We start from the raw sequence: 10,503 nt of genomic DNA, 5'->3' as shown, positions 1-10,503 counted from the left end.
TCTCCTTCCCTCTCTTGTTCAAGTTTCATGGTTTGCCTGAAATCCGATCTATTGCTAAGTTACACTTATTTTAACGTTTTCACGTTTTCTTTTCTAGGTATTGAGTCGGTCTGGTCACTCCAGGTATAACAAATTTTAATGATTTAGCATACGTTATACAACGATCCATGTCCTGCATCCACATCATATTAGCCATCAGACGTTTAGCCCCCCTCACTTGGTGGGTAACTTGTTATATATGAAGGAGGGACGCATATGAAAAGGAACCATACGATGATGCAATTTTTCGAGTGGAATGTCGAAGCTGACGGTTCTCACTGGAAAAAGCTCGCTCGCCTGGCACCGGAACTGAAGGCCAAAGGAATTGACGCGATATGGATTCCACCTGTCACCAAAGGCCAATCGCCCGAGGATACGGGTTACGGCGTCTATGACCTTTATGATCTGGGCGAATTTGACCAAAAAGGTGCAGTACGCACCAAATACGGCACCAAGGAAGACCTGCTGGAAGCTGTAGCGGCCTGTGTTCGCCACGGTGTTGCCGTCTACGTCGATCTGGTCATGAACCATAAGGCTGGTGCGGATGAGACCGAGGTATTCAAGGTTGTCGAGGTCAACCCGGATAACCGCAACGAGGTCATTTCTGAGCCCTTTGATATCGAAGGCTGGACTAAATTTACATTTCCCGGCCGACAAGGTCAGTATTCCACATTTCAATGGAATTTCGAACATTTTAACGGAACGGATTACGATGCAAGTCAGGACCGGACAGGAATCTATCGCATTTTAGGCAAAAATAAAAACTGGAGCGATCATGTAGATGATGAATTCGGCAATTATGATTATTTAATGTTCGCCAATATTGACTATAATCATCAGGATGTGCGCAAGGAAATGATTCGCTGGGGCAAATGGCTGGTGGACACCCTGCAATGCAATGGATTCCGTCTGGATGCCATCAAGCATATCAATCATGAATTTGTACGGGAGTTTGCCACAGAAATGATTAAAAAGCGTGGGCAGGATTTCTATATGGTAGGCGAGTTTTGGAAACCGGATCTGGAGTCGTGTCAAAAGTTTCTGGATACCATTGATTATAAAATTGACCTGTTCGACGTATCCCTCCACTACAAACTACATAGCGCTTCCTTGGGTGGTAAGGATTTCGATTTAAGCACCATTTTCGAGGATACGCTGGTTCATACCCATCCCCTGAACTCGGTTACTTTTGTCGATAATCATGATTCCCAGCCGCACGAAGCGCTCGAATCTTGGGTGGAGGACTGGTTCAAGCCCAGTGCCTATGCACTCATCCTACTGCGCAAAGATGGTTATCCTTGCGTATTCTACGGGGATTACTACGGTATCCGGGGACAAACGCCTGTGAAAGGCAAGCAGGCTGAGCTAGACCCACTCCTATATGCGCGGTACCACAAAGCCTATGGTGAGCAAAAAGATTATTTTGATGATCCCCATACGATTGGATGGGTTCGTCAGGGTGTCCCTGAACTGCACGGCTCCGGATGTGCCGTGGTGATTACCAACGCAGGTGACGGGGAAAAGCGAATGTTTGTGGGTAAAAAACGTGCCGGGGAGAAATGGATCGATTTGACCGGACATCACGATCATACTGTAAAAATCGAACAGGATGGCTACGGCATATTTCCCGTTCGTGCCGGCAGTGTATCGGTATGGGCACTTCCTACTGAGGAAGACAGCCTGAATGCAGAGGATACTGCGAACACTGCGAACACTTAATGTGTATCAACAACAAAGAGGACAGGATGCAAGCAAGCGTCCTGTCCTCTTTGTTGTATGGGAAGTCATTCCGTCACCTTGCTTTGGTTGGCCACCGCCTGTTTCTTTGCCTCTACATGACTCGGATCACCAAGATAGAAGCGCCGGATAGGATCGATATGATCATCCAGCTCATACACCAGTGGAATGCCTGTGGGAATGTTCAAATCCAGCAGCGCAGTCTCATCCAGATTTTCCATATACTTGATCAAGGCCCTTAAGGTATTACCGTGTGCAGAAATAATAACCCGGTCCTTTTTAAGAATCAACGGCACAATCCGTTGCTTCCAAAACTCACCGACCCGATGCACAGTATCTTCCAGACTCTCCCCGAGCGGCAGCTCCTCGGGCTTGATATGGCGATAGCGCTCTTCCCGATGTGGACTCCGTTCATCCTGCGCGTCCAACATAGGAGGTCGCACGGTCAGGCTACGCCGCCAAATATGAACCTGTTCCTCGCCATATTGGACGGCCGAATCCAGCTTGCTAAGTCCCTGAAGAGCACCGTAGTGACGTTCATTCAGCTTCCATGACTTCTGCACGGGTATCCACAGATGATCCAGCTCATCCAAGATATGATACAACGTGCGGATTGAACGCTTAAGTACAGAAGCAAATGCCAAATCAAACGTATACCCAGCCTCCTTGAGGATACGTCCTGCCTCGATGGCTTCATGAGTTCCCTTTTCAGTCAGATCGACATCCGTCCAGCCTGTAAACAGGTTTTGTTGGTTATACACACTTTCTCCATGCCTCACCAGCACCACTTGATACATTTATTTCACTCCTCCCCTGTCTATCCTCTATGTTTACCCAACTTCTATGTATTTAACGTAAAATGCATTTTTTAAACCGCTTCTTTTATACAAAAAAGGACGACATTCAGCCGTCCTTCTGTTCTTGCCTATTAAACTATATGAAGTCATCGCAAACCTTAGTCTCTCTCGCTAAATTTGGATAATAGATCCAATATTCGTACATATAGCCACACTAAAGTTACCAGCAATGCAAATGATCCATACCATTCCATATATTTGGGTGCGCCTTGATCAGCTTGTTCCTCAATGTAATTAAAATCTACGAGCAGATTCAAAGCGGCTATGATGACGACAAATAAACTAATGCCAATACCCACCCAGCCCGTTTCATGGATATACGGAACATTCATACCGAAAAAATTCAAAATAAAGTCAACCAACGTCACCAGAAAAATCGCCATCGTACATAGGACAACAAATGAGATAAAGCCACGTGTCACCTTGATGATTCGTTGTGTATACATAAAGAGCATCAAGAACAAGATACCCACAGTCAGCAAAATGGCATTAACTACAATTCCAGGGTACTCATATTCCATAAAAGCAGAAACGCCACCTAAAGCAAAGCCACTCAGAATCGCATATACAGGTGCAAGTAATGGAGCCGTTTTTGGAAAAAAGGATATCGCAAGTGCTATGCCTGCCATCCCAAAAAGGCCTGCCGTCATCAACGATAGCACCTCTATGGTTCCTTGATAGGTCATATACCAGGTAATACTGGCAGAGACGATGAGCAGGACTAGCAGAAGCAACGTTTTGTTCACCGTTCCTCCGATAGTCATACGTTGTTCGCTAGCTTCTCTTTCATCTTCACGCAAAAAGATGTCATCACGTAAAACCGGGTTGCTAAAGCTCATACAGGGTACTCCTTTTCGATGTGTTATTTACGATGCCATATGTATATATCGGTACAACCTGAAAAAAGTTTCAGAAAATTTCCAAACAATAAAAAAAAACCCTAACCTTGCCTTTCGGCAAAGCTAGAGTTAGAGGGTCAAGTCGTTACAGATTAAAAATCAGCAGTAGCAATTTGGATGGTACCTGTTACTGCTCCAGCTGGAGTAGCTTGGAGAGCGGCTACCAGCAGCAAAGCAACTTCTAACGTAAGACTATTGCCCGCCGGAATAGTATAAGTGATCACAGGAGCGTTAACACGGGTAACCACAAGATTCACCGGATTGGCACCGAAATTATTCACGGTAATTGTAGCATTATTACCGCCTCTCAGGTTTTCAAAAAAAGATTCACCTACACCAGCAGCAAGATTGTAAATTTGCGAAGGTAAAAGGATTGCCATAGAACTCACCTCCCTTGCTTTTGATAGTGTATTCTATGCTTCAAATCTATGAACGTAACGTTAAGTGACTCAGTAATAAGGCACAATTTAAAAGATTCGTAGATTAAAGTATCCTATATATGTTAAAAGGAATCTACGGAATACTCCTTTTTAGATCATGGAAGTCTCAGATGGTATATCATATTTTAAGTCTAATCATGATAAAATACATACCATAATAGAAAAGGTCCAAGGAGGATAACCACATGAAACAGGAACTGATTGATCGCCTGACTACCTATGTTCAGGTAGATACCCAATCCGACGAAAGCAGTCACACTTGCCCCACTACACCCGGACAGCTCACATTGGGCAACCTTCTGGTAGACGAACTAAAAGCCATCGGCATGACAGACGTAACCATTGATGAACATGGTTATGTGATGGCAACTCTCCCCTCCAATACGGATAAGGAGGTTCCCGTCATTGGTTTTCTGGCCCACCTCGATACGGCTACCGAGCTCACTGGAGCAGGAGTGAAACCACAGTTGACGGAAAACTATGACGGGGGCGATATCACACTGAATGCCTCGCTTGGTGTAGTCCTTTCCCCACGTGAGTTTCCCGAATTGACTCAATATAAAGGCCACACCCTGATCACAACAGATGGTACCACCCTACTAGGTGCAGACAATAAAGCTGGCATCGCAGAAATCATGACAGCAATCCACTATCTGATAGATCATCCAGAAATTAAACATGGCAAAATTCGCGTTGCTTTTACACCGGACGAAGAGATTGGAAGAGGACCTGAACGCTTTGATGTAGCCGCTTTTGGCGCTGAATATGCTTATACAGTAGACGGCGGACCACTTGGAGAGCTGGAATATGAGAGCTTCAATGCCGCAGCTGCTCATATTACCATTCACGGTGTGAATGTGCATCCCGGTACGGCAAAAAACAAAATGATCCACGCGGCCAAAATCGCTATGGAGCTGCACAGCAGATTACCTGCGAATGAAGCGCCGGAATATACAGACGGATATGATGGCTTCTATCATCTGTCGGAGTTTACAGGCACAGCAGAACAAGCCAAACTGCACTATATCATCCGTGATTTTGATCGTAAGAGCTTTGAGAACCGGAAAGCTTATTTGACAAATATCGTAAAAGAGCTCCAGGCTGCCTATGGAGAAAACCGGATTACGCTGGAGCTGAGAGACCAGTACTACAACATGAAAGAGAAAATCGAGCCTGTCAAGCATATCGTCGATATCGCTCATGAAGCAATGACGAAGCTGAATATTGAACCCATTATCAAGCCCATTCGTGGAGGCACAGACGGTTCACAGCTGTCCTATATGGGGCTGCCTACACCGAATATTTTCACAGGTGGGGAGAACTATCATGGTAAGTACGAGTATGTGTCGGTGGACAACATGGTGCTTGCAACCAAGGTGATTGTAGAGATTGCACAATTGTTCGAGCAGCGCGGCAAGTAAACCGCTTATACACACAGCACTGACACGTTCAGATTAAATACGAAGGCATATTGTTTCGATGTGAAACGATATGCCTTTTTTTCTGAAATGCTCACTTTTCTTTAAACATTGAATACCTTTATAACTTTTATCCGTCTTTACACCGACAAATATATAGGACTATAAAAAATATACTTAGTAAAGAAAGGTAGGTCCTCCACTTGAATACAATAGATGCATTAATTGCTGCCATCCCCTATATACAACAGATTATGCGGGAGAAGGTTACTCTTGCCCTCTTCGATCGTACTCACGTTCTGGCCTATAGCCAATCGGAGGGTATGGACCTTGGCTTTGAAACAGGCTCAGAGCTGCTCGAGGGCTATAAAAATTTCGCCATGCTTAAAAATGGACATGAGGCCAGCTTGACTCACATTCCGGCTGAAGTGCTGGGATATCCTCTTGATATGATCAGTATTCCTGTGTTTGATGATAAAGGAGAAGTCATTGCAGCGTTTGCCGCCTCCTATAATTTGACTAACAAAAATCAACTGGATCAAATCGTATCTGAAAACCGCTCCGTTACCGAGCAGCTCATTGAGATGGTGCAGCAAGTAACAGCGCATTCGCAGGAGTTACAAGCTACCAGTGAACACATTTTGAAGAACACCCAATTTGCCGTACAAAACTCGGGTAAAATCAATCAGGTTGCTGTATTCATCAAGGAAATTTCCGATCAAACCAACCTGCTTGGACTCAATGCCGCGATTGAAGCCGCACGTGTCGGAGAAGCAGGAGCCGGCTTCGGTGTCGTTGCTCAAGAAGTACGCAAGCTATCTGTAGAGTCCAAAAAAGCGACGGTCGATATTGAGGGAGCTCTAAAGGATGTACAGAACTCCATTCGTCAAATGGAGCAGGAAATAGAGCAAATTGTTGCTTCCTCTCAAGAACAGGCGACTCTGGTAAGCACTTTTACCGAGGTCATGGAGCGTATGCAAAAGGCGAGCGAAACGATGCAGTATCTAGCCGATAACCTGACTTCCTATATTGTAAATAAATGATGTATTAGCATGAGCAAGGGGAGCCCACTGATCCGCAAATTGCGTAAAAGTGTGCTCCCCTTATTTACAAAATCCCTACTGGGTCAGACGATCGAAACCCTAAACTCAAACAACACTAAGAAACGCTAAGACCATAGTTATCGAGGTTAATGCCTTTTTCATGATGAAGCGCCCTTAATAAAATGGTTTGATATTGCTCTTGCTGTGACGGTGTTGCCTCATCTCGAAAAGTCTCGAACAGTGCAACCAGTGTCCTGAAATCAGCATCCGTTTCTACATCAACAGAGAACTTCAGAGAAACAAGAATATAATTCAAAGCAACGATGTGCTGCTTCTTTTTTAGATGGTAAATAGCTAATTGGCTGACCAGTTTCAAATAATATACTCGGTTTGCTCTATCTTCATAACCTTCAAATATCTCAATATCATCGGCAAACTCGTTCAGCAGGTCGTCAATATCCCAATGATTCAAGTTAGCGGCTTCGGCAATACCCACCATTCCTGGTAGTAGCTCCTCGTCATTGTCGTGAAGAAACTGGACATATTCCGATAAAAGCTCCTTCTTCCCCAAAAGTAAATCAACCGTATATAAATTGGCCTTGGCGAGAAAACGGAATCTTTCTACTTCTTCGTGACCGCTTTGATCCAGCCCCATAAACCAGCCCATTTCGCTATACTTCATAATATAATCTCTGGCTTTCTCATACTGGCCTATATTCTGATAATAAATCGATTTCGCCAGATAGCTGTAAGCATAATAAAATACCAGCGGGTGTTTGGTGTCCAATGTTTCGTACTTGCCGTCCGCAGCATTTCTCAGTTGGGTGTGATACAGGCTTTCAGCCAACGAATGCATATAATCCGCAACCTTGTTTGCTTCATCCCAATCATTATGTGTGTAGCTGATTCTAAACAACTCACAAGCTTTATCGAGTTCGTGGTTGTCCGACAACAAATAAATAGCTCCCCTTTGATTCAGGACCTCTTCCACTAGACTCCGCCTCCCTATCCTGAAAATTACGGTCACCCCTAGCCTAGTGGCTATTCTTCAGGGTAGTTATGCTGTTAGCTCCCCTTTTTACATACCAGTATATTGAAAATATAGTCAAAACCTAACTTGAAGTCAATTCAATTATCTGTACATTCATACTTTTGCAACCTAACATGGATGTGTACACTTACTGGTCACGAATAGATGAATTTTATTATCGGAATAATGTAACAGAAGACAAATTGTCGGCTCTCTTATGAGTGGTTTTTATGATCTATAGTATCGTCAGGGTAACTACGTTACGAATTAGTGCGTACTTTTCAACCGAATACCAGGGCCTTACAATCAAACCTGTGCACGAAGCAAAGTTATAGAGTACAGCCCAACAAAAGCATGTACCTGTTCATCCAAATACAATTCACTTAAGGAGTGAAGTTAATAACATGGAACTTCAATTGGCTTTAGACTTAGTAGATATCCCGCAAGGGATTGCATTGGTAAAAGAAGTGGAATCGTATATTGATATCGTAGAAATCGGTACGCCGATTGTCATCAATGAAGGACTTCATGCTGTAAAAGCAATGAAAGAAGCATTTCCCAATCTAAAAGTACTGGCTGACCTGAAGGTTATGGACGCAGGGGGCTATGAAGTGTTGAAAGCTTCCGAGGCTGGTGCAGATATCGTTACGATTTTGGCTGTAGCTGAAGATGCAACGATTAAAGGTGCGGTAGAAGAAGCTAAAAAACAAGGCGGCAAAAAAATCCTGGTGGACATGATCGGTGTTAAAAATCTGGAGCAACGTGCGAAAGAAATCGATGCTTTAGGTGTTGACTACATCTGTGTGCATACTGGCTACGATCTGCAAGCGGAAGGACAAAGTCCATTCGAAGCATTGCAAACCGTCAAAAAAGTCGTAAAAAACTCCAAAACAGCCGTAGCCGGCGGTATCAAGCTGAGTACATTGGCTGAAGTAGTACAGGCTCAACCGGATCTGGTTATCGTAGGCGGCGGAATTACTGGCGAAGACGACAAAAAGGCTGTAGCTTCACAAATGCAACAGCTCATCAAACAAGGTTAATCCCCATGGAAACCTCTCAATATTTATCCGAGGTTATCAAGGAACTGCAATTCGTTCCGCAGCTAATCAGCGATACCGAATCAGAACAGCTGATCCACTCCATCGCTGCTGCGAATAAGGTATTCGTAGCAGGGGCTGGGCGATCGGGGTTCATGATGCGCTCGCTGGCCATGCGGCTCATGCATATGGGGATGCGAGCTTACGTAGTTGGGGAAACCGTAACCCCTGGTTTGGGCGAGGGCGATCTGCTAATGATCGGTTCAGGCTCTGGTGAAACCAAAAGTCTGGTCTCCATGGCAGACAAAGCAAAGAAGCTCGGGGCCTCACTGGCGCTGCTTACCACTTCGCCCGAGTCCAGCATCGGCAAACTGGCCGATATCATCGTCAAGCTGCCCGGCGCACCTAAAGACCCATCCAACAAGGATTACCAGACGATTCAGCCTATGGGCTCGCTATTTGAGCAAACCCTGCTGCTGTATGGTGATGCATTGGTGCTCAGAACGATGAAGCTGCGCAAGCTGACCTCAGAATCCATGTTTAGTCAACATGCTAACTTGGAGTAAAACTGCTTTTATCTTTACGATATAAAGACAGGCTGTACATACGTGTCCGAGCATGTATGTACAGCCTGTTTTTTGTGTTAAATGAGGTAAAAGCTTAGCTTTCTACTTCTCTGTCTCACATCCTTTATTCGTTACTCTCTGCCGGCAGCGGCGGCACTTTGGATGGGTCAACCAGCGCCCAATATGCATATTTGGCCTTTAACCGTTCATCGAACAGCAGCGGCTTATCCAGCCGGACAATCGGGAACGTACTGAGCCACGTATTGCCATCATCCGTTCCCCAAATCGTCACATTGCTGATATGCTCCCGCTGTCTTGTAAACATATCAAACAGTGCTTGATAACGATGAGCCTGACGGATCAGCATCGCTTCAGGGATCGTTTCGTAGCGATCCGTATCATTGGAGTAGAGCCCCATATCCAGTTCCGTAATCTGATTATCCAACCCAAGTGAAGCAAACTTTTCGATGGATTGTTCGATTTCGGCAATAGTAGGAAACTCCAGGCGGATATGTGTTTGGTGACCTACGCCGTCAATCGGGACGCCTTTGGCCAGCAGGTCACGCACCAGATTGTACAGAAAATCCCGTTTCTTCGGTTCATGGGCCTTGGGTTTCACTTATTTGCAGGTTAAAAATAGCTTTTAAGATGAATGTAAAATATCTACTATCCTTTCACGCCTCCCAGGGTCATACCCTTCACAAAGTATTTTTGTAAAAACGGATAGACTAAAATAATAGGCACTGAGGCGACAATCGTCATTGTGGCACGAATAGAGGTTGGCGTAACTGCCTTCGCCAGATTTTCTGACCCTGAAAACTGGCTGGCATAATCCTGAGCGTTAACAGACGTATTGGAATTTTGCAAAATTTTCATCAGCTCATATTGGAGCGTGCTCCACTGCTCATACGACGAATTGTACAAAAATACATCGAACCAGGAATTCCATTGCGAGACCGCCGTGAACAACGACACCGTTGCCAGCACCGGCACACACAGGGGCAGAACGATACGCATAAAAGTAGCAAACTCCCCGGCCCCGTCAATACGCGCCGACTCCAAAATCCCCTCTGGCAGGCCCTCAATAAAGGAGCGAATGACTATGACATTAAACACCCCGATTAACCCCGGTACGATGTACACCCAGAAGGTTCCCAGCATCCCAAGCTCACGAATCAAGAGAAAATTGGGGATCAAGCCACCGCTAAAATACATCGTCAAAATAAAAGCAATCGAGACAAATTTGCGCAGCACATATTCCGGCCGGCTAATCGTATACGCCACCATTGCGCAGCAAAACACCGAGGTCACTGTACCGGCGACCGTACGTAATACAGAAATCAACGTAGCATGGAAAATCGTCGCTTCCTTGAATACAAATTCATAATTGCTCCACGTGAATTCCCGCGGCCACAAGTAAATCCCACCCCGAATCGA

The 10,503-nt window shown here is 45.0% G+C and carries 11 protein-coding genes; 5 read left to right on the top strand and 6 right to left on the bottom strand.

From position 1 onward, the window contains the following. The first annotated feature begins 255 nt into the window (after positions 1–255). Positions 256–1,758: an alpha-amylase gene (locus AC5V8P_RS18780; RefSeq protein WP_064797647.1), complete on the top strand. Its 1,503-nt coding sequence runs from the start codon at positions 256–258 to the stop codon at positions 1,756–1,758. A 65-nt stretch (positions 1,759–1,823) separates the two neighbouring features. On the opposite strand, the gene gpmA is transcribed toward AC5V8P_RS18780, so the two are convergent. From gpmA to AC5V8P_RS18765, 3 genes are all read right to left on the bottom strand, one after another. After that, positions 1,824–2,573 (bottom strand): 2,3-diphosphoglycerate-dependent phosphoglycerate mutase, encoded by a 750-nt coding sequence (gene gpmA / locus AC5V8P_RS18775; RefSeq protein WP_064797646.1) that lies wholly within the window; start codon positions 2,571–2,573, stop codon positions 1,824–1,826. 158 nt (positions 2,574–2,731) lie between these two features. Next, complete coding sequence (locus tag AC5V8P_RS18770; protein WP_064797645.1) at positions 2,732–3,472, bottom strand: Bax inhibitor-1/YccA family protein; 741 nt, start codon at positions 3,470–3,472, stop codon at positions 2,732–2,734. Positions 3,473–3,624: 152 nt separating this feature from the next. After that, positions 3,625–3,912: a hypothetical protein gene (locus AC5V8P_RS18765; RefSeq protein ID WP_063207238.1), complete on the bottom strand. Its 288-nt coding sequence runs from the start codon at positions 3,910–3,912 to the stop codon at positions 3,625–3,627. Between the two features lie 245 nt (positions 3,913–4,157). On the opposite strand from AC5V8P_RS18765, the gene pepT reads away from it, so the two are divergent. Then, entirely contained in the window at positions 4,158–5,393 is a 1,236-nt protein-coding gene (pepT, locus tag AC5V8P_RS18760; RefSeq protein WP_064797644.1) for a peptidase T, read from the top strand. 200 nt (positions 5,394–5,593) lie between these two features. Continuing rightward, on the top strand, positions 5,594–6,433 hold the full coding sequence (locus AC5V8P_RS18755) for a methyl-accepting chemotaxis protein (protein ID WP_064797643.1): 840 nt from the start codon (positions 5,594–5,596) through the stop codon (positions 6,431–6,433). A gap of 115 nt (positions 6,434–6,548) precedes the next feature. Here AC5V8P_RS18755 and AC5V8P_RS18750 read toward each other — a convergent pair whose 3' ends face one another. Next, positions 6,549–7,424 carry a hypothetical protein gene (locus AC5V8P_RS18750; protein WP_064797642.1) on the bottom strand — a complete coding sequence of 292 codons (876 nt, stop codon included), beginning with the start codon at positions 7,422–7,424 and terminating at the stop codon, positions 6,549–6,551. Between the two features lie 443 nt (positions 7,425–7,867). Between AC5V8P_RS18750 and hxlA the strand changes: the two genes are divergently transcribed. Both hxlA and hxlB read left to right on the top strand, forming a co-directional pair. Beyond that, a complete protein-coding gene (gene hxlA, locus AC5V8P_RS18745; protein WP_063207250.1) occupies positions 7,868–8,503 on the top strand; it encodes a 3-hexulose-6-phosphate synthase in 636 nt (211 codons plus the stop codon). Positions 8,504–8,508: 5 nt separating this feature from the next. Further along, positions 8,509–9,066, top strand: coding sequence for a 6-phospho-3-hexuloisomerase (gene hxlB / locus AC5V8P_RS18740; protein ID WP_064797641.1), 558 nt, complete (start codon positions 8,509–8,511; stop codon positions 9,064–9,066). A 124-nt stretch (positions 9,067–9,190) separates the two neighbouring features. On the opposite strand, the gene AC5V8P_RS18735 is transcribed toward hxlB, so the two are convergent. Next, positions 9,191–9,685 (bottom strand): endo-1,4-beta-xylanase, encoded by a 495-nt coding sequence (locus tag AC5V8P_RS18735; protein WP_064797640.1) that lies wholly within the window; start codon positions 9,683–9,685, stop codon positions 9,191–9,193. Positions 9,686–9,732: 47 nt separating this feature from the next. Further along, on the bottom strand, positions 9,733–10,503 hold a 771-nt coding region (locus AC5V8P_RS18730), incomplete at its 5' end, for a carbohydrate ABC transporter permease (RefSeq protein ID WP_495473772.1).

The sequence above is a fragment of the Paenibacillus sp. N119s genome (assembly GCF_059447605.1).
Note: the sequence above shows the minus strand (reverse complement) of the source record. Positions and strands in the feature narration are given on the sequence as shown.